Genomic DNA, 20,041 nt, shown 5'->3' with positions numbered 1-20,041 from the left:
GTAGCCACCTTGGGAGCATCGCCAATAGACTCTTCCTTTATACGTTCGGCACAATCGTAGGCGATACCCACAAATTCCAGTCCCGAGCAACAAGAGTACAATTGCTGCTAGTGTTGCCAGCTGTTGGGAGATGGAAGATGGACTGCGATGGCTACCCATGCGTTCCCATGCCGTTGATGTGCACCGCCTTTGTGCCGGGGCAGATTGACGCTGCGGTTGCAGGCATTTCCGACCCCGATTCACGCGCCATCGCCACGGCAGAAGCGCTGTACTTTCGCGGACAGGCCGCACTCGCCGCCAAGACGGCGCACCCCTATCTTGACGTCACCGATCCCGCGCTGCGCTATTCCGCATGCTTTATCTGCGGATACGCCAGTCTGTCGCTCAACCGTATCGCCGACGCCCGCCGGTGCCTTGCGGGCATCCTCGATACGCCGGCCGACGAGGAATCGCCCGCCGTCCACGCCACGCATATCCTGTTCGCCTCGGCCGCGAGCGTCCTGCTGCACTTGCCTTCCCCGTATTCTGCCGAAGAGTTTTATCCACTTGCGGCGCACCTACCCGAAGGCCTGCGACTGTTCGCCAGCTACGTGATGGCGCACGCGTTGTATCTGCGCGGCGAATACGGCCGCAGCCTGGGCATGGCGGAAAACGCCCTGATTATGAAACAGGGAAGCTACCCCATCTCGGAGCTATTCCTGCACTTGTCGGCTTCGATGGCCTGTATGAGTCTCAAAGACGTCGACGCCGCAAAAGCGCATTTTGGCGCCGCTTGGGACATTGCGCGCCCCGACGGCCTTATCGAACTCATCGGCGAACACCATGGCCTTTTGCAGGGACTCATCGAGGCATGCCTAAAATCGCAATACCCTGACGATTTCGCACGCATCATCGAGATCACGTATCGATTCAGCTACGGCTGGCGGCGCATCCACAACCCCGATTCGGGCGAGGACGTGGCCGACGATCTAACGACCACGGAATTCACCATGGCCATGCTCGCCTGTCGTGGGTGGACCAACGCCGAAATCGCACGCCACATGGGAGTATCGCCGGGCACCGTCAAAAACCGCCTATCCGGCGTATACGCAAAGCTTGGCATCGGCACACGCGCCGAGCTGGTCGCGCATATGCTGCGTTAGCGACCGGGCTGCCAAGCGCATCGAACGCGTTCCGGAACCCGGCGCTTCGCTCTCTCAAATTGGACATTTTGGCCCTTGAACGGCACTACCGCCACGGGGCACCATCTCGCAAAATTGGATTATTTCCACCGATATTTGCGGGATGGGAGCCCAAGATGCTTGACCGCCGTTCGTTACTTGTTGCCGGAGCGTCCTCGCTAGTGAGCATCATGTTGCCTCGCGTGCCGGGAAGCGAAAATGCCTTCCTGCTGCCGTTCGCGCCCACCGAAGCCTATGCCGACGAAAAAGACCCCTTCAGGGTGCTCGTTCTCTCGCGCACCATGTTTGGTGTGGTCGCGGTCGACGTCGCCAACAAGAATATGCCCATCACGGGAGCCCAGGTCACGCTCGCGTCGCGTTATGCCGCGGGCAAGCAGCTCACCGCCACGACCGACGACGAGGGCACGGCCATCTTTGAGGTCGCGCCACTTTCGGAAGGCTACGTAGACGAGGCAACGCTTCTCGACGCGTACGACTTTAACGGCAGCATCTCCATTAGCATGGCGGGCTACCGCGATGTCGAGATTCCCCTCGCGCGTGTCCAAGGCGGCACCGCCATTACCGCACCCACACGTCCGCTCTCCGATGGCGAGCCGTACTTCCGCCAACTCACGTTTGACGAATGGGACATCCAGTACGCTGAAGCCACGTTCATGGCATTGCCGAAGGACGACACGGCAAACGAGCAGCCCGATACGCACGCCTTTACCGTTCAGGCACATCTGCCACAGGGCGGACAGGCAACGCTGCGCGTCAACAAAGTGACGCCTGCCGCGGGCAGCTCACCCGAAACCGTCACTCAGATTGGCCAAGTCAAGGCCAGTGCATCGGGTTCGGATAATCTGGCAACGTTCACGCTTGAAGACACGTTCCTCGATGCGGCATCGGGCTTTCTGGAAGAAGGGTGCAAGCTGCGCTTTGTCCTCGACTATCAGGGCAAAACCTACACGCTCTCCTCCCCCATGGCCGTTGTCACCGCGCCGACCGCAAAGGCGGAATCGGGCTCGACCACCATCATTCCCACCACCATGGACCAAGAGGTCACTCCGTTTGATTTCCCCGCATCGTTTCCCGGCATCGGTGGTAATAAGTTCACGTGTTGGATGCCCACATTTCCGATCCTCTTCGATTTCTCGTTTGCTGGATACGTGCTGTTTGGCGGAGGATACAAACCAGCCAGCTATATGAACGATTCGGGCAATCCTGATCCGGAATACTGGAAGAAATCGCCGCGTGAGTCGGGCGCCAAGCAGGCAAGCCGCTACCTCGACGAAATGGAAGGGAAGTGGAATCAGTACAAGAGCATGAGTGCCGGTTCGGGCACCGATCCAAGAAACACCAAGCTCCTTTGCCACCATTGCACGCTGCTGTTCACGATGGATATCGCCACACAGCTGTACGGCTCGCTCGCCTACGATTGGGCGGGCAAAACCTGGGGCAACAACAACGACCCCGCATACGGCAATATTAAGGCCCTCTTCCAGGTAAGAACCGACCTCAATTGGACTGAGCAGTTTACCCTAGGACCGGTACCGTTTTTCCTAAACGTCAACCCCTGGGTGCTGGCAAAACTGGCGCTCGCCGTGGGCGCCCACACGCACGGTAGCGGCGCGGCGTTTTTTAAAAACATTTCGCTCGATTGGTCAAACACGTCGGGCTCGTTCACCATCCAGATCGGGCTTGCCGTTACCTTTGGAGCCGGCGTTGCGGGCGTCGCCTCGTCTGCCGTGCGCGGCGCCGCATCCCTCACGCTGTTCATTGGGTACGAGAAGGCAGATGGACACCCGCTTCCGCGACTGCGCGTAGGTGCAGACGTCGATGTCGATGTGATACTCCAGTTCGTTATGTTCAAGTGGACCACCAAGGCTTGGTCGGGATCGTGGCCCACACTCGCCGATTCGTGGAATATGTCGGTGAACAACGGCGACCAGTATGTACTCCAGCGCTCTGAGCTGGCCTTGGGTGGAGATACGCCTTATACGCTGAACGCCTGCTTCGGCTCGGGCGGCAACGCCGAGGCAGGTGGTGTGCCGCAATTTATCGCATCGGCCACCATCGTCACTAACGCCGAGCTGCTCGCACGCGCCGAGGTTAAGGCCACTGCCGTAAACGCCGCGCCTGTCGTGCGCGATTGGGATCAAGCGGTCACGCGCATTGAGCTCGAGGCGAATGCAGAAAGCGACGACACGGGACAGATCGAGCATTTCGTCCATGCACTGATAGAGAACGACGAAAACGCCGCGCCAATGTATAAGTACACCTATATCGGGCAGGCGACGAACGCCGTTGCGGACCCCAACGCCAATTCTGCTGGTGTATCGGAGGACGAGCGTGGCGGTATCAAACCATCGAGCGACAGTGTGCTGTTTTCCGGCGTGCTCAGCGAAGCTCACATGAAGCTGGCAATGATTGCCGGCGCAGAATGCCTGTTCCGTATCGCCTCGGTGCGCTACGGCGACAATGGCCGCTCGCGCCTGGTGGTGCACACAAAGGCAAACGGCACGTGGTCCGCTCCCATGCCCGTGGACTTTCCCCTTGGGTTTGGCGAGAACGACGTGGAGCGCGACAGCATATACGATTACGACTTCGACGTGGTGGAATATACGGACGGTAGAGGAAACCGGGACGCCTACGTGCTGCTGGTCTCGGGCGAGCGCCCCGCCGGCGACAACACCCTTTTCGATACGGCAAGCACAGCCGGCATACTGTCCGTTGTACGCCTGCGCATAAGTAATGACGAAATCCGCGTGGTGTCGCATACGTCATGGCGCAGCATCTCGCACGGCCGCCTGCAAGAGGATGGCTACCATTGCCTGCAGTGCCCGCGTATCACGGTGGGCAAGACGCTGGTCGACGGGCGCCTGTCGGGTGCCTACCTCCACCGCCGCGGAACCACCGCAGAAAAGGCACTCGGCAACGGGGCTGAGGTTGCGCTGGAGTGCTTTACCCTGTGGTCGGACGTTTCGGGCGACAGCCTGACGTTCCGCCAAGTTCTCCGCTTTCCGCAGGCACCTTCGAGTATCGAGCTGGGCGAGCCCGAAAACATCAACGGCAAAATGGTGGTGCCCGTTGCGTACGAGACCGCAGACGGTTGCGGCTGCGCATCGTACGCCGTGATCGGCCGGTCCATTGCGGGCTGGGGCGTTATGCCGCCGGACGCCGCGGTGCCCCGTGCGGTACCGTGGCCGCAGCACACGGGCTTTTTGGCAACCGTCAACGAGCAACTGCAGCATATTACTTGGACGCGAGGCGCATCGGCATTTGCAACGCGGCCCGTGGGCGCGGCAGGCTGTGGCCCGGCATCGTTTAGCGTGAGCAACAACGGCAGGTGCGTGCTCTATGTAGAGAACACCGATGGCAAGGTGGGACAAACCTACGACGAAGAAGGCAACCCGGTAGCAGTGATGGGCAAGCACTTCCGCATCTTCGCCAGCACCTTGGCAGGCGATCTGTTCACGGAGCCGTTCGTGATGTGCGAGCTGGACCATCCCGTCGATCAGATAACGGCATTTTTGACGTCGGGAGGCATTCTCTCCGCGCTCGCCACGCACATTGTGAGCGCGGAGCAGAGCGAGGCAGAGCTGCACGGCATCGAAGTGCCCTTGGTGGCGTGTGCCACTCCGACGGGCGCGGTCGCTACCTCGGGCGCGGTGGTGCCCGGAGCAGCAGGCGAGTCCTTCATGGTCACGGTGCGAAACGACGGCAACACTTTGCTGACCGCCGGCACGATCGATCTGTACCGAGAGGGCTCCAGCCAGCCGTTCTCCAGCGCATCCATCGGATTCGGAGCGAACGCACGCATGGCTTCGATCCACGATCCAGAGCTTGCCGAAGACGCTTCGGCCAACGACATGGCACACGTGAAGTACGCGCTCGAGACGCTGGGCGCATGTTTTGCAACGCACCCGCTGGTAGCCGACAACGGCAACGCCGTGCTGGCACCGGGTTGCACGGCACAGTTCCGCATGAGCTTCGCTATCCCCGAGAGTTGGAGCGACGAAGTGGGCAAACGCGTAACGCTGTATGCGAAGGCGCGTGACCTGGTGGCGCTCGATCCCGTAACGCTCAAGGAAATCCGACCGGGCGCAAACTCGGCGCTGGGTGCCGTACTGCACGAGCTTCATGTGCCCGACGCGGCATGCGAGCGCTCAGAAATTCAGGTCGGCGTATGCGATAGCGCGGATACGACAGGACTTCACGACGCCCCGATGCCGGCGGACGGCGATGGTGGCTCAAGTGGCGGCGGTACTGACGAGGGCGGCGGCTCCGGCGGAAGCAGCTCCGGCAGTGGCAAGGACCACGACAATAACAAGCGCTCCGGAAAAGCGGGCGCACTTGCGGGCACGGGCGATGTCAACGCTCCCCTTACGGCAGCCGCTGCAGCACTCGCCGCGGCAGGCGCCGGCCTCGTCGCCTACAGCGCCCGCCGCACGGCGCTCGAAACCGACACCGCCAATGAGGTCAATTCGGATAGGCCTCGCTAGCTCCTACTTACTTTTGTGAGAGGCGCCGACTCGGCTAATCGAACATCAAAATGGGCTGGTTCTGGATACCCAGAGCCGGCCCATTGCGCATTAGATGTCGTCTGAGGAGTCGAGTTCTGCCTCGAGCTTGGCACGGCGTCTTTTCGCCGTGAAAAACGTTGCACACAGGACAGCAAACGTGGCCGCGAAAATCGTCGCACCGCAGAACACGCCCGTGGCCAGGTTCGCCAACCAAAAGACGCTTTCGAGCGGTACGATCTGCGCCTCAGCGACACAGCGCATTGCGGCAATAACAAGCGCGAACGCGGCGCTTATGGAAACCATGTTCGCCATCGCCATGTGGACATAACAATTTCGATTCGCTATTCAAACTTACTCGGACAGAACCGACTCGGTTTTGTCCGAGTAAACTCGAGCATAAACTTGTTCATGCGATACAATTAACTCGGACAAAACCGAGTCGGAAGGAACCGAGTAAGTGGAATTCATTGGCAGGGAGCTTGAACTCGCCCGTATTAAGAAAACACTCAATGCGCCCGAGCAGCGCAATGTTCTCATTTACGGAAGGCGTCGCGTCGGCAAAAGTGAGCTCATCAAGCAGGCGCTAACCGATTTATCGGACGTCGCAACGATCTATTACGAGTGCCGCCAAACCTCCGAGGCAGACAACCTCGAGAGTCTGTCCGCCCTTGCTGCTGAAGCGCTAAGCTTTCCTCCGCTCGCCTTCACGGGCATCCGCGAGCTCATCGAATTTCTGTTTGCCCAAGCCAAAGACAAGAACATTACCCTCGTTCTCGACGAATACCCCTACTTGAGAGATGCGGTTAAAGGCTTAGACAGCATTCTCCAGACCTCAATCGACGCTCACAGGGAAGACTCACGTTTAAACATTGTCCTGTGCGGCTCCTATGTTGAGATTATGAAATCTCTCATCGAGCATGAAAGCCCCCTCTACGGGCGAATTGATCTCGCGCTTGAGCTTAAGCCCATGGATTACTTTGACGCTGCAAAGTTCTATCCCGCGTTCTCACCCGAGGACAAGGTGCGGCTCTATAGCGTTTTTGGCGGCATCCCCTTTTACAATCGCCTCATCGATCAGTCCCAAAGCGTACGCGACAATATCATCGAGCTCGTCACAGAACCTGGCGCCCGCTTAGAAAGCGAAGTACCGTCCTATCTCAACGCCGAGATCTCGAAGATGACCAACGCCAACGAAGTTTTCGGGGCTCTCGCACAAGGTTACTCCCGTTGGGGGGACGTGCTGGCACAGTCGCACGTCTCGAGCGGTCCGGCCATGGCAGACGTACTCGACAAGCTCATGTCACTCGAAATCGTCCAAAAGCGTGCACCCATCAACGACCCTACGAATAAGCGCAAGTCTGGCTACTTTGTGGTGGACCCACTTTCGCTCTTTTACTATCGCTACGTCTTCCGCAATGCTTCTGCGCGTCAGCTGCTCGACCCGGAAGTCTTCTATGATCGTCACGTCTCCCAAGACTTCGAGGAAAACTACACTCCACATATGTTCGAGGAGATCTGCCGTCAATACCTCGTACGGCAAAACAGGACTGGCAAGATCGAACCGGCTTTCGATGCCATAGGCAAGTACTGGTACGACGATCCCGCAAACAAAACGAGCGGCGAATTCGATGTGGTAACGCAAGACCCCGAGGGCTACGCATTCTACGAAGCAAAGTTCCGCAAATCCCCCGTCACGCAAAAAATGGTCGACGAGGAAATCACCCAAGTCGAGGCAACGGGGCTCAAATGCCATCGCTACGGATTCTTCTCCCGTTCGGGCTTCGAAGCTGACGAAAGCGATCGAACCGTCTTCATCGACCTGCCGCAGATGTTTGAATAGGACAGACCCCACCCGCATCCCAAGCATCCATTATCTAATCGAACTATTGTTCGATGGAATTCGTGTTGGTTGGAATCGCCCACGGCCTGGGCTATGCTACCTTGACTATCTATATGACTTAAACGCAGCAAAAGGAGCACCGAGAGAGCGAGTATGGCAAAAAACACCGCAAACTATGGTAACGACAGTATCCGCCAGCTCAAGGACGAGGAGCGCGTACGCCTGCGCCCCGCCGTCATCTTTGGCTCGGACGGACTCGATGGTTGCGCGCATGCCGCCTTCGAGATCCTGTCCAACGCCGTTGACGAAGCACGCCAGGGCTACGGCAAGCTCATCACCCTTACCGCCTTTCGCGATGGCTCCATTCAGGTAGAGGACAACGGCCGTGGCTGCCCGCTCGACTGGAACCCTTCCGAGAAGCGCTTTAACTGGGAGCTCGTCTTCTGCGAGCTCTACGCCGGCGGCAAGTACAACAACAACCAGGGCGGCGACTACGACTTCTCGCTCGGCACCAACGGCCTGGGCTCGTGCGCGACCCAGTACGCTTCCGAGTACATGGACGTCACCGTTTGGCGCGACGGTAACAAGTACTCTCTGCACTTTAAGAAAGGCAAGGTCGTCGGCGCCAAAAAGAAGGCACTCGAGATTGAGCCCAGCGACGAGGACCGCACCGGCACCACCATCAAGTGGCGCCCCGATCTTGAGGTCTTTACCTCGATCAGCATTCCCCACGACTGGTATCGCGAGACCATGCGCCGCCAGGCCGTGGTCAACGCCAACGTGACCTTCCGCCTGCGCATCGAGGACGACAACGGCGAGTTTTCCGAAGAGGATTTTTGCTACCCCAAGGGTATCGAGGACTACGTGCTCGAGAAGGTCGGTACCGACTACCTTACCGAACCCTTCTTTATCGAGGCCGACCGCCGCGGTCGCGATCGCGAGGACCTGCCCGACTACAACGTAAAGATCACCGCGTGCATGTGCTTCTCGCGCACCTTCATGATGCAGGAGTATTACCACAACTCATCGTGGCTCGAGAACGGCGGCTCGCCCGAGAAGGCCGCGCGCAGCGCTCTGACCAGCGCCATCGATGCCTATATTAAGCAACAGGGCAAGTACAACAAAAACGAGACCGGCATTAAGTGGCAAGACGTCCAGGACTGCCTGGTGCTGGTGACCAACTGCTTCTCCACCCAGACGTCCTACGAAAATCAGACTAAGAAGGCCATCAATAACCGCTTTATCCAGCAGGCCATGACGGCCTTCTTTAAGGAGCGCCTCTCGACTTACCTGATCGAGAACAAAGATGCTGCCAACAAGATCATGGAGCAGGTGCTCATCAACAAGCGTTCGCGCGAGAACGCCGAGAAGACGCGTCAGAGCATCAAGACCAACCTGCAGCAGAAGACCGACATGGCCAACCGCGTGCAAAAGTTCATCGACTGCCGCTCCAAGGACAAGAGCCGCCGCGAGATCTACATCGTAGAGGGCGACTCGGCAGCAGGCGCCATTCGCACCTCGCGCGATGCCGAGTTCCAAGGCGTTATGCCCGTCCGCGGTAAGATCCTCAACTGCCTGAAGGAGGATTATCCGCGCATCTTTAAGTCCGACATCATCATGGACCTCATGCGCGTGCTGGGCTGCGGCGTGGAGATCAAAGACAGGCGCATCAAGAACCTTGGCGCCTTTGACCTGGACAACCTCAACTGGAACAAGGTCATTATCTGTACGGACGCCGACGTCGACGGTTACCACATCCGTACGCTCGTGCTCACCATGCTCTACCGCCTGGTGCCCACACTTATCGACGAGGGCTACGTGTATATCGCCGAGTCGCCGCTCTACGAGATCAATTGCAAAGAGAAGACCTACTTTGCCTACACCGAGCTCGAGAAGAACGGCATCCTTAAAGAGATCGGCGACCAAAAGTGCTCCATCAACCGCTCCAAGGGTCTTGGTGAGAACGATCCGGACATGATGTGGCTCACCACCATGAACCCCGAGACGCGCCGCCTGATCAAGGTGGAGCCCGAGGACGTCACCAAGATGGAAACCATGTTCAACCTGTTGCTGGGCAACGACGAGGCGGGCCGTAAGCGCCACATCTCCGAGCACGGCAAGGAATACCTGGACCAGCTGGACCTGCAATAGCAGCAAATCGATACCGACGGCCCATAAGAAGTTCAAGAGGAAATCGTGGCAAAGAAAAAGACGAAGAACCAGCCAAAGAAAAAGCAGGTCAACGCCGAGAACGTCATCGGCCTGCACTCCGAGGTCACCGACCAGCCGATCACGCAGACGCTCGAGGTCAACTACATGCCCTACGCTATGAGCGTCAACGTCTCGCGTGCATTCCCCGAGATCGACGGCTTTAAGCCCTCGCACCGCAAGCTGCTCTACACCATGTACAAGATGGGTCTGCTCAAGGGCGAGCGCCAGAAGAGCGCCAACATCGTGGGCCAGACCATGAAGCTCAACCCGCACGGCGACGCCGCGATCTACGAGACGATGGTGCGTCTGGCCACCGGCAACGAGGCACTGCTCGCCCCCTTCGTGGAGTCGAAGGGCAACTTTGGCAAGTACTATTCGGGCGACCTGAGCTACGCCGCCTCGCGTTATACCGAGGCCAAGCTCTCCCCCATCAGCGCCGAGATCTTCAAGGACATCGACAAGGACCCGGTCGACTTCGTCGACAGCTACGACGGCGCCATGAAGGAGCCGCGCCTGCTGCCCACCACGTTCCCCAATATCCTCGTCTCGGCCAATAAGGGCATCGGCGTCGCCATGGCGTCCGACATCTGCGGCTTCAACCTCAACGAGGTCTGCACTGCCACGATGCACTACCTGCAGGATCCCGACTGCGACCTGCTCGAGTACATGCCCATGCCCGACTTCTCGACCGGCGGCGAGATCATCTACCGCCGCGAGGAGATGGAGAAGATCGTCGAGACCGGCCTTGGCAGCTTCCAGATTCGCTCCCGCTGGCGCTGGATTCCCGAAGAGCGCATCATCGAGGTGTACGAGATTCCCTACACCACCAAGACCGATGTCATCATCGAGCGCATCGTCAAGCTCTCCAAAGAGGGCAAAGTCAAAGAGATCGCCGACATCCGCGACGAGACCGACCTTTCGGGCCTGCGCATCGCCATCGACCTTAAGCGCGGTGTCGACCCCGACAAGCTCATGGCGAAGCTTTATCGCTCGACCACGCTGCAGGACTCGTTCTCGTGCAACTTCAACGTGCTCGTCGACGGCTATCCCCGTGTTATGGGCGTGCGCCAGATCCTGCGCGAGTGGGTCAAGTGGCGTATTGAGTCCACGCGTCGCCGCATTAACTTTGACCTGGGCAAAAAGTCCGAGCGCCTGCACCTGCTGCACGGCCTTGAGGCGATCCTGCTCGACATCGACAAGGCGATCGCCATCATCCGCGGCACCAAACTCGAGGCCGAGGTCGTGCCCAACCTTATGAAGGGCTTCGACATCGACGAGACCCAGGCCGAGTTTGTCGCCGAGCTCAAGCTCCGCAACATCAACGAGGAGTACATCCTCAACCGCACCAAGGACATCGCTAAGCTCGAGGGTGAGATTGCCGAGCTTGAGGAGATCCTTTCGAGCGAAGAGAACATCAAGAAGGTCATCAGCGACGAGCTGGCCGCGGTCAACAAGAAGTACGTGATGCCGCGCCGCACGGGCAGGATCGAGCCCCATGAGGTTATCGAGGTAAGCTTGGAGCCCGAGGTCGAGGAGTACCCGGTTACGATCATGCTCTCGCGCGATGGCTACCTCAAGAAGATGACGGACCGCGTGCTCAAGAAGGCGACCACGCTCAAGTACAAGGACGGCGACAAACCCTTTATCGAGTTCCCGTCCTCCAACACCCACGAGCTGCTGGTCTTTACCAACAAGAGCCAGGTGTACAAGTGCAAGGTCACGGCGTTTGAGGACACCAAGTCGGCACAGCTGGGCTCGTACCTGCCGACCGATCTTGAGATGGAACCCGACGAGAACGTCATCTGGGTCATCGACCCCGAGGACTACAAGGCCGACGTGCTGTTCGTCTTTGAGAACGGCCGCGTGGTGCGTGTCGCGCTTGCCGGATACGTTACCAAGACCAACCGCAAGCGCCTCAAAAACGCCATCTATGGTGGCAGCAAGCTGCTGTATGCCCAGGTGCTCAAGGAAGATCGCGACATCGCGCTGGTCTCGAGCGACTACCGTCTGATGAACTTCAACACGTCGCTGCTCAAGACCAAGACGACCACCAACACGCAGGGCGTCCAGGCCTTTACGGCCAAGAAGGGCCGCTCGGTCACCACCGTCGGCACGACCGAGGAAATCCTTGGCGCCGGCGTCTCGGCCGAGAAGTTCACCGCGCAGAGCCTGCCCTCCGCCGGCGCCCTCATGAAGGAAAATGACATGCCGAGTTTGTTTGACTAAAACAACGGCGACTAAACCGTCATGGTTTTACAAAGCAGCGGGGCCCGGAGCGCAGTAAACGCTGCGCCCCGGGCCCCATGCATTACACCAGCATCATCCCTATAGACAAAATGCCGCATAAAGCGGAACAGACATAAGCCCATCATTCATTCCAAAGGGCTTAGTCGATAGCCTGATAAGGCGCACGCCCGGATGGGTCTTTTTAAGTGAGGACAGACTTCGAGATCTTGTGTTCTCCCCCGCCTTGACTTCAATCGCAGACAAGCATCCCTGCTTCTCTACTACAAAGTCGATTTCCGCACGATTATCTCGCGCCCAATAATGCAGTGGATAACCCATGGCTGAAAGCTGTTGGGCAACGTAGTTTTCGGTAAGTGCACCCATGAATGTGCCGCCGATACCGGCAAGAATATCGGCGCGTTGAGCACCGGCCTTGGAGACCAGCAGCCCTGTATCCGCCTGATAGATTTTAAAAGCAGAAGGGTTAACGAAGGCCTCTAAAGGGCTTTCGATCTGCCCGACTAGGCTGCAGCGCGCCACCGTACCCGACAATACAAGCCAATCGAGAGCATCTCCAAAGAGAGACGCATTGCCCCCCGCTCGCACTACCTTGTATTGAAATTTACGATTCTCTTTGGCAAGCTGCTGTGGAATGGAATCGAAGCACGCACGCGTCTTTGCGCTCAAGCGTTCATCAGCATATTTATTGGTGTCGGCGGAATATCCGTCGAGAATAATCCGATGCTTTTCGGCCACATCAATGATTGACTGATCATCGATGTACGTTTGGACCGCCTCGGGCATTCCGCCAACAACAAGATACTGTCGATAGAGCCCAAGCGCCTTTTCATGAAGGCTTGGCGCAAGAGAACCCATTATCTCGAATGATGAGCGTATCTCGTCGACCAGCTGATCGTGCCCCATCGCCCAGAGAAACTCCTCGAAATCGAGTGGAGTCATCTCAATCAAGTCGGTCTTTCCGACGGGGAACGAATACGACTGATGGTTAATGGCAACCCCAAGAAGCGACCCGGCAGCCGCAACGTAATACTCGGGAGCATCTTCGCAAAAGTATTTAAGGGAAGTGAGCGCTTCCTCGCATGCCTGGATCTCGTCAATGAACAGTAAGGTTTTGCCAGGCACGATACGCTGTCCCGTACGAGCCTCGATCGCACGTACGATCGAATGAGGATCAAGACCGCCCGAAAAATCCGCTCGCGCCGACCGGTCGTTCTCAAGATTAACGTAGACAACCGATTCGAAAAGATCCTGGGCGTGCGTTCTGAGCAAATAGGTCTTGCCACACTGGCGCACGCCTTTGACCAGCAAAGGTTTTCTATCAGCTCTGTCTCGCCATTCCCTAAGGAGCTCGTCTGCCTTGCGACGCATACGTAACCTTCCCTCATGAACTTCTATTTGACAATATTTTAACGCGGATTAATTTGTTTTCAGTTATTTTTCTGCGTTTAAAAATTGCTCTATACGGCACTTGAGGGAATTCGCCCCTATCTCTCGGTAAGGACAGCAAGCATTTCCACCAACGCTGATTGCCATGCGTTCTTCTTGTCCTTAGGCGAGCTTGCGAGCGAGCTCTCGCACCTCTTTCAACTTGGGCGACGATGCCATGCTGTCGCGCTCGGTCATGCCACCAATCGTGACAATGCCCTGGTCCTCCCACTTGCAGTACGCGCAGGTTGACTTGTACATAGCGATCGCCGCATCATAGACACCCTCGCTGTGGCTATCGAGCAAAAGGGCCGTCTTGGTGAACGGGAAACCCGTGGCACCGAAGGCGTACAGGCGGTCGATGGCGGTCTTTTCCTGCGCAGTGATATCAAACCAGTAGATAGGCGAAGCGAAGACAACCATATCGGCGCCTTTCAGCGACTCGATCACGTCAGCCATGTCATCCTTCTGCACACAGGTGCCCTCATGGGTAAAGCAGTACTGACATCCCAGGCAACCAGCGATCTTCTTGCTGGCAACGCGGACGACCTCGACCGTATTGCCGCCCTCACGCGCGGTCTCGGCAAAGGCCTCGACCATGGTGTCGGTATTGGCGCCCTTACGCGGGCTACCACTCAATACAACGATATTCATAGGATTCCCTCTCCCTCATGCTGCAGGCGCGCAGCATGTTTTCTTGTAACCAAAACGAATGGTGTTAATCAATCGCCAGCAGGCCATATCTCTTGTTCAAGTTCCCTAAAGAAGCTCAAGACGATTGCGATTGCCTTATACAACGTCGAAAAACAAAGAGGGCCCATAGCAACGCCACCTACCTGAAATGACATGCGGTCAAGACGAGCTACGAGGATCGTGACGAGCCGATACCGCTCGCATACCCCCTTCGGAATAGGCGCTGAGCAGCTCCTGAGCGTGGGCAAACTCGGGCCCTCGCCTCCAACCGAGCAGGCGGTTGACCGCGAGATTTCCCTGGACGTTGTGGACGAAGAGCAGATAGGCGTCCTCGCGCGAAAGCCCAGTCTCCTCCATGATCGAGGGAACCATCTGCTCGGCGCCGCGCTCGACGACGCGCTGTGCCACCCGGGCGTACGCGTCGTCATCCGAGTAGAGCAGATAATAGTCATCGTTTGCCGGCGGACGCTGGCAGAGGGCACCCGCCTCCGTTCCCTCGAGCGGCGGCACCGCCGCCAAGGCCTCGTCGATAAGCGCGTCGAGCAGGGCGAACTTGTCCTCGTAGTGCAGATAGAACGTGCCACGGTTGATATCGGCGCGGCGGCAGACATCCGCTACCGTCATCTTCGCGAAGCCGACCTCGGCCAGCAGCGCGAAGAACGCCTCCCGTATGACCGAGAGTGTATAGCGTCGGCGACGATCGATCTTCCCCGCTTCCATTACCCCTCCAATTGCAACGCTCGACAATGCCCGGCAAACGCTCGTTTATCGACAGCAGGCCGAAGCTGTTCATTGCTCTTAAGCAAATCGACATGGATACTTTTTATAGACACCTGTTTATAATAGCTGAAAGAAGGTATCCAGTGACCCTGTACGAGCAGCTCGTTATCGAGCTCACCAACCGATCGTTTTCCCTTCATGCCGCCTACCGCAGCGGCAGCACGCCCTATGAGCTGAGTGACCGCGAGCCCGAGCCCTACGACCAGCAAATCGAGGACTTCGCCCGTATGATCGAAGAAGCCGATTGCGTGCTGGTGGGCGGGGCCTCCGGGCTCTCCGCGGCGGGCGGCGGCGACTTCTACTACGAGGACAACGCGACCTATCGCAAGCATTTCGGCAAATTCGCCGAGCGTTACGGTTTCAAGGGCGCTTTCGAGGGGTCGTTCTACCGCTGGCCCACCGCCGAGGCGCGCTGGGGATACCTCGCCACCTTCCTCGACACCACGCTCAACGCCCCGCTGCGCAAGCCCTACAAGGACCTCGACGCCATTCTCGCCGAGAAGGATTTCTTCGTGCTCACCACCAACCAGGACACGCAGTTTGTGAAGCTCTATCCCTGGGAGAAAGTGGCAGAGATCCAAGGCGACCACCGCTTCTTTCAGTGCTCCCGCTGTTGCACCGACGCGGTGTGGGATGCGGTCGAGCCGGTCTCCAACATGGTAGAGGCCATGGGAGACGGTCTGGAGGTTCCGCCAGAGCTCGTGCCGCGCTGCCCGCACTGCGGGGCAGAGGCGTTCCCCTGGGTTCGCGGCTACGGCAACTTCCTGCAGGGCGAACTCTACGAGGAGCAGTACCGCAAGGTGTCCGACTGGCTCGACGCGCACGCACGGCAGAGGATCCTCTTCCTCGAGCTGGGTGTGGGCCGCATGACGCCCGCGTTTATCCAGGAGCCGTTCTGGGCCCTCACGGCGCAGTTACCGCAGGCCAGCTACATCGCCGTAAACAACAAGACGCAGTTTCTCCCCCGCGCGATCGAGGATCGGGGGCTCGCCGTTCGCGCCGACATCGCCGACGTGCTCGCCGACGTGCGCAAGACGCTGGGGAGGTAGCGCATGGAGACGGCGAAAGCAGTTCGCATAGGCAGGGCGCTAGCCGAAGCGGATCTTGTCATCATCGGCGCTAGCAACGGACTCGACATGGCGGAGGGGTTCAACCTTTTCTGCGCCGATGCTCATTTCCAAGAGGCGTACGGGGACCTCGCCCAGGCAGACGGCATCGGCTGCATACTGCAGGGGCTCGCTTCCCCGGATGCCAGCGTGCGACGCCGATGGGCCGAGCGGTTCCATCAAAAGGAATATCTCGAATATGAGCCCAGCCCGCTCATGAACGGGCTGCGGCGTCTTACGGAGCACGCCGACACCTTCGTGGTCACGTGCAACATCGACGGGCACTTCGCGCGCGCTGGGTTCGACGAGAACCGCATTCTCGAGACGGAGGGGAACACGCGCACGTCGATCGACGAGCGGCGTCTCGACCATCCAGACGCCCTCGCCATAGCCCAGCTCGACGAGCTCGCGCGTCTTGTGCAAGCCCATCGCAACGGCAGGGTCGCCATCCTCGAACTTGGCGTAGGACTGCGCAACGGCGTCATAAAGCGCATGCTCGCCCAGATTGCGAACGCCTGCGAGCACGCCACCTACATCGTGTTCAACTACAGCCAGGCCATGGCGCCCGATGCATCGTGCGAGACGATTCTCGTTGACGGCGATATGGCCCCGGCTTTCGAGGAGATCGCCCGATGCCGCCCCTAGAAAGAGAAGTGATGAGGCTTCGAAGTCTTATCGACGATGCCGACGCCATCATCGTCGGCATCGGCTCGGGCATGTCAAGCGCCGCCGGGTTCAACCATTACAACCGCGCGGGCATGGCGCGCGCCGGAATGGCGGACTGGCAGCAAGCCTTTGGCTTCAAGAGCCTTTTCGACGGCTTCTACCACCTCTACCCCAGCCTCGAGCAGCAATGGGCATACTATGCGCGATACATCGACTTCATGCTGCGCGAGCTGGCCTCGCAGCCCTATCTCGACCTACGGTCCCTCATCGGCCATAAGGACTACTTCATCCTGAGCACCAATGTGGACACCCAAGTCGAGAAGACGTTTCCCACCGAGAGGATCTGCAACTATCAGGGAAGCTTCGCGCACCTTCAATGCAAGCAGCCATGCTGCGACGAGCTCTTCGATGCGAGCCCCTACGTCGAGCGCATGCTCGCGGGCATGGCGGGGTTCGAGATCCGCAGCGAGGATGTCCCCCGATGCCCGCATTGCGGCTGGCAGCTTGTGCCGTGGGTGCGCGACGACACGTTTCTGCAGGGTGCGGCATGGCGCGAGAGCCTCGGACGATACGAGCGCTTCGTGCGCGAGCGCAGCGATCGCCGCGTGCTGTTGCTGGAGCTCGGCGTGGGCGAGATGACCCCGGGCATCATCACGCTCCCGTTCTGGAGCATGGCCGCAAAGCTGCCGGATGCGCACCTTTTGAGCGTAAACATCTCGGGCGGCTCGGCTCCGCTGCAGCTTGGAAGCAAGGCAGGGGCGATCCAGGCCGATTTGGGCGCCCTGCTCTCGGCGGCGCGGGCAGGTGGCGAGTAACGCGGAGCGGTAGACGCGCAATGAGGTTTTAGTCGCAGCCTCCGAACGAGAGGGCTCGGAGGCTGGTATTCCTGAATCGCAGGTCACGATGGGTTATCGGAATCGCGAAGAGCGGATACCGCCAGTAAGCCCCCTTCGGAATAGGCGTTGAGCAGCTCCTGGGCATGGGCGAACTCGGGACCTCGTCTCCAGCCGAGCAGGCGGTTGACGGCCAGATTGCCCTGGACGTTGTGGACGAAGAGCAGGAAGGCGTCTTCGCGTGAAAGCCCTGTTTTCTCCATGACCCAGGGAACCATCTGCTCCGCTCCGCGTTCTATGACGCGCTGGGCTACGCGAGCGTATGCGTCGCTGTCCGAATAAAGCAGGCGATAATCGTCGTCTGCCGGCGGACGCTGGCAAAGCGTTGCCGATTCAACCCCCTCAAGCGGGGGAGCCGCTGCCAATGCCTCGTCGATAAGCGCATCGAGCAGCGCGTACTTATCCTCGTAATGCAGATAGAACGTTCCCCGGTTGATCTCGGCGCGGCGGCAGATGTCCGCCACCGTCATCTTCGCGAAGCCGACCTCGGCCAGCAGCGCGAAGAACGCCTCCTGTATGACCGAGAGGGTGTAGCGCCGCCGGCGGTCGATCTTGGTTTCTCCCATCGCCTCTCCAATCTGAGTCGTTTGACAATGTCCAGTAGCTGTTCGTTTATCGACAGGTGCACGCGTTTGTTCATTGCCCCTGCGAAAATCAACAAGGATACTGTTTATAGACACCTGTTTTTTATAGCTGAAAGGGAGCACGGATGACCCTGTGCGAGAAGCTCGGCATCGGGCTTGTCAGCCGATCGTTTTCCCATCGGGCCGTCTATCGAAACGGCGGCACGTCATACGATTTGAGCGATTGCGAGCCTGCTGCTTGCAAGCAAGATATCGAGGCTTTTGCCCGAAAGGTGGGGGAAGCTGATTGCGTGTTTACGGGAGAGGCAGGTAGGCAGGCGTTATGAGCATCTGCATCAAAAATCAGATTCAGAATATGAATATCGTCATCGGCTGCACGGTGGGGTGTCCATATTGCTATGCCCGTAACAATGTGAAACGTTGGCATATGATTGACGACTTCGCTGATCCTGCGTTCTTCCCGAGCAAGCTCAAGATGATGGAAAAGAAACGCCCGCAGAACTTTCTCCTTACCGGCATGAGCGATCTCTCCGGGTGGAAGCTGGAATGGCGAGACGAGGTACTTGCAAAGATCCATGAGAATCCACAGCATCAGTTCCTGTTCCTGACCAAGAGACCCGATTTGCTGGATTTAGATACCGACCTGGAAAACGCATGGTTCGGCGTTACGGTGACGAGGAAAGCGGAGCTGTGGCGTATCGACGCCCTTCGGAAAAACGTCAAAGCAAATCACTTCTTCGTTACTTTTGAGCCGCTATTCGACGATCCCGGTACGGTCGACCTTTCCGGAATCAACTGGATCGTCGTCGGTACCATGACCGGGGCGCAGAGCAGGAAGGTTCATACGGAACCGGAGTGGGCATGGTCTTTGACGGACCAGGCGCACGCGCTTGGCATTCCAATGTTTATGAAGGAAGACCTCGTCTCTGTCATAGGGGACGAAAACATGATTCAGGAATTGCCGGAAGAATTCGAAAGAGTGCTGGAGGTGCAGAGAACATGGCAGAAGTGATCGATGGAATCCTCATCAATGAGGTGGAAGCAAAGAACATCATGACCAAGTCCAGCCTGCCGGTAGGCGGCTACTCGGTCAATCCCTATGTAGGCTGCACGCATGCCTGCAAGTATTGCTATGCCTCCTTTATGAAGCGCTTTACCGGACACAAGGAGGAATGGGGCACCTTTCTTGATGTGAAGCATTGGCCGGAAATCAAGAATCCGAAGAAATACGCTGGACAGCGGGTGGTTATCGGTTCTGTGACGGATGGCTACAATCCACAGGAGGAGCGATTCGGGAATACCAAGAAACTCCTGGAGCAGCTGATTGGCAGCGATGCAGATATTCTGATCTGCACAAAGTCCGATCTTGTGGTACGGGATATCGATCTGCTGAAGAGGCTTGGACGAGTGACCGTTTCATGGTCGATCAACACGCTGGATGAGAACTTCAAGAACGATATGGACTCCGCGTCGAGCATCGAGCGTCGTATCGCTGCTATGAAGCAGGTGTATGACGAAGGTATCCGTACGGTCTGCTTCGTGTCCCCGGTATTTCCCGGCATCACGGATTTTGAGATGATTTTTGAGCGAGTAAAAGATCGGTGCGATTTGTTTTGGCTCGAAAATCTCAATCTTCGGGGTGGTTTCAAAAAAGCGATCCTGGATTATATCGCCGAGAAACATCCCAATCTCGTACCGCTTTACGATGAGATCTATAACAAGCGCAACCGTAGCTATTTTGAAGCGCTTGAAGTAAAAGCCGAGGAAATGGCCAAGAAGTACGATTGCCCCTTTGTGGACAACGAAATGCCTTATGGCAGAGTCCCCCAGGGGCATCCGGTGATCGTGGACTACTTCTATCACGAGGAAGTCCGAGGGTCAGATAATAGCGGAAAAAGAAATCGTTAAAC

Annotated in this window: 16 protein-coding genes; 11 read left to right on the top strand and 5 right to left on the bottom strand. The window is 58.1% G+C overall.

Going from position 1 to position 20,041, the window contains the following annotated elements; translation table 11 throughout:
• Window positions 1–137 precede the first annotated feature (137 nt).
• Together DW913_RS10090 and DW913_RS07140 are read left to right on the top strand one after the other, a co-directional pair.
• Complete coding sequence (locus DW913_RS10090; RefSeq protein WP_199580799.1) at window positions 138–1,142, top strand: helix-turn-helix transcriptional regulator; 1,005 nt, start codon at window positions 138–140, stop codon at window positions 1,140–1,142.
• A 200-nt stretch (window positions 1,143–1,342) separates the two neighbouring features.
• Complete coding sequence (locus DW913_RS07140; protein ID WP_147349640.1) at window positions 1,343–5,665, top strand: hypothetical protein; 4,323 nt, start codon at window positions 1,343–1,345, stop codon at window positions 5,663–5,665.
• A gap of 90 nt (window positions 5,666–5,755) precedes the next feature.
• Here the strand turns inward: DW913_RS07140 and DW913_RS07135 are convergent, their stop codons facing one another.
• Entirely contained in the window at window positions 5,756–5,989 is a 234-nt protein-coding gene (locus tag DW913_RS07135) for a hypothetical protein (protein ID WP_117798071.1), read from the bottom strand.
• Between the two features lie 154 nt (window positions 5,990–6,143).
• Here DW913_RS07135 and DW913_RS07130 point away from each other — a divergent pair, with 154 nt between their 5' ends.
• The 3 genes from DW913_RS07130 to DW913_RS07120 all read left to right on the top strand — a co-directional run bounded on the left by DW913_RS07130 (window position 6,144) and on the right by DW913_RS07120 (window position 11,963).
• Entirely contained in the window at window positions 6,144–7,526 is a 1,383-nt protein-coding gene (locus DW913_RS07130) for an ATP-binding protein (protein WP_117655545.1), read from the top strand.
• 153 nt (window positions 7,527–7,679) lie between these two features.
• Entirely contained in the window at window positions 7,680–9,677 is a 1,998-nt protein-coding gene (locus DW913_RS07125) for a type IIA DNA topoisomerase subunit B (RefSeq protein WP_117798070.1), read from the top strand.
• A 45-nt stretch (window positions 9,678–9,722) separates the two neighbouring features.
• The gene (locus DW913_RS07120) at window positions 9,723–11,963 is read left to right on the top strand and encodes a DNA gyrase subunit A (protein WP_117798069.1); all 2,241 of its coding nucleotides are present in this window, start codon (window positions 9,723–9,725) and stop codon (window positions 11,961–11,963) included.
• A 99-nt stretch (window positions 11,964–12,062) separates the two neighbouring features.
• Here DW913_RS07120 and DW913_RS07115 read toward each other — a convergent pair whose 3' ends face one another.
• From DW913_RS07115 to DW913_RS07105, 3 genes are all read right to left on the bottom strand, one after another.
• A complete protein-coding gene (locus DW913_RS07115; protein WP_117798068.1) occupies window positions 12,063–13,352 on the bottom strand; it encodes an ATP-binding protein in 1,290 nt (429 codons plus the stop codon).
• Between the two features lie 180 nt (window positions 13,353–13,532).
• Window positions 13,533–14,063 (bottom strand): flavodoxin family protein, encoded by a 531-nt coding sequence (locus DW913_RS07110; protein ID WP_117798067.1) that lies wholly within the window; start codon window positions 14,061–14,063, stop codon window positions 13,533–13,535.
• A 198-nt stretch (window positions 14,064–14,261) separates the two neighbouring features.
• Window positions 14,262–14,822, bottom strand: coding sequence for a TetR/AcrR family transcriptional regulator (locus DW913_RS07105; protein WP_117798066.1), 561 nt, complete (start codon window positions 14,820–14,822; stop codon window positions 14,262–14,264).
• Between the two features lie 92 nt (window positions 14,823–14,914).
• Between DW913_RS07105 and DW913_RS07100 the strand changes: the two genes are divergently transcribed.
• Genes DW913_RS07100 through DW913_RS07090 form a run of 3 tightly spaced genes read left to right on the top strand, consistent with a single transcriptional unit; the run spans window position 14,915 to window position 17,469 of the window.
• Window positions 14,915–15,931, top strand: a complete 1,017-nt coding sequence (locus tag DW913_RS07100) for an NAD-dependent protein deacetylase (protein ID WP_117798083.1) — start codon at window positions 14,915–14,917, stop codon at window positions 15,929–15,931.
• 3 nt (window positions 15,932–15,934) lie between these two features.
• Window positions 15,935–16,633 carry a hypothetical protein gene (locus tag DW913_RS07095; RefSeq protein WP_117798065.1) on the top strand — a complete coding sequence of 233 codons (699 nt, stop codon included), beginning with the start codon at window positions 15,935–15,937 and terminating at the stop codon, window positions 16,631–16,633.
• Between the two features lie 11 nt (window positions 16,634–16,644).
• Window positions 16,645–17,469, top strand: a complete 825-nt coding sequence (locus DW913_RS07090; RefSeq protein ID WP_117798064.1) for an NAD-dependent protein deacetylase, SIR2 family — start codon at window positions 16,645–16,647, stop codon at window positions 17,467–17,469.
• A gap of 83 nt (window positions 17,470–17,552) precedes the next feature.
• On the opposite strand, the gene DW913_RS07085 is transcribed toward DW913_RS07090, so the two are convergent.
• A complete protein-coding gene (locus DW913_RS07085) occupies window positions 17,553–18,113 on the bottom strand; it encodes a TetR/AcrR family transcriptional regulator (protein ID WP_117636933.1) in 561 nt (186 codons plus the stop codon).
• 143 nt (window positions 18,114–18,256) lie between these two features.
• Between DW913_RS07085 and DW913_RS07080 the strand changes: the two genes are divergently transcribed.
• The 3 genes from DW913_RS07080 to DW913_RS07070 are packed head-to-tail and all read left to right on the top strand — an operon-like array spanning window position 18,257 to window position 20,039.
• Window positions 18,257–18,457 carry a hypothetical protein gene (locus DW913_RS07080; protein WP_089572807.1) on the top strand — a complete coding sequence of 67 codons (201 nt, stop codon included), beginning with the start codon at window positions 18,257–18,259 and terminating at the stop codon, window positions 18,455–18,457.
• On the top strand, window positions 18,454–19,143 hold the full coding sequence (locus DW913_RS07075) for a radical SAM mobile pair protein A (RefSeq protein ID WP_117798063.1): 690 nt from the start codon (window positions 18,454–18,456) through the stop codon (window positions 19,141–19,143). Before DW913_RS07080 ends, DW913_RS07075 begins: the two co-directional genes overlap by 4 nt.
• Complete coding sequence (locus tag DW913_RS07070) at window positions 19,131–20,039, top strand: radical SAM mobile pair protein B (protein WP_117798062.1); 909 nt, start codon at window positions 19,131–19,133, stop codon at window positions 20,037–20,039. Before DW913_RS07075 ends, DW913_RS07070 begins: the two co-directional genes overlap by 13 nt.
• Window positions 20,040–20,041: the final 2 nt, after the last annotated feature.

The organism is Collinsella sp. AM42-18AC (assembly GCF_003467965.1).
Classification (GTDB): Bacteria; Actinomycetota; Coriobacteriia; order Coriobacteriales; family Coriobacteriaceae; genus Collinsella.
The sequence above is the reverse complement of the archived record's forward strand: the minus strand, read 5'-3'. Positions and strand labels throughout refer to the sequence as shown.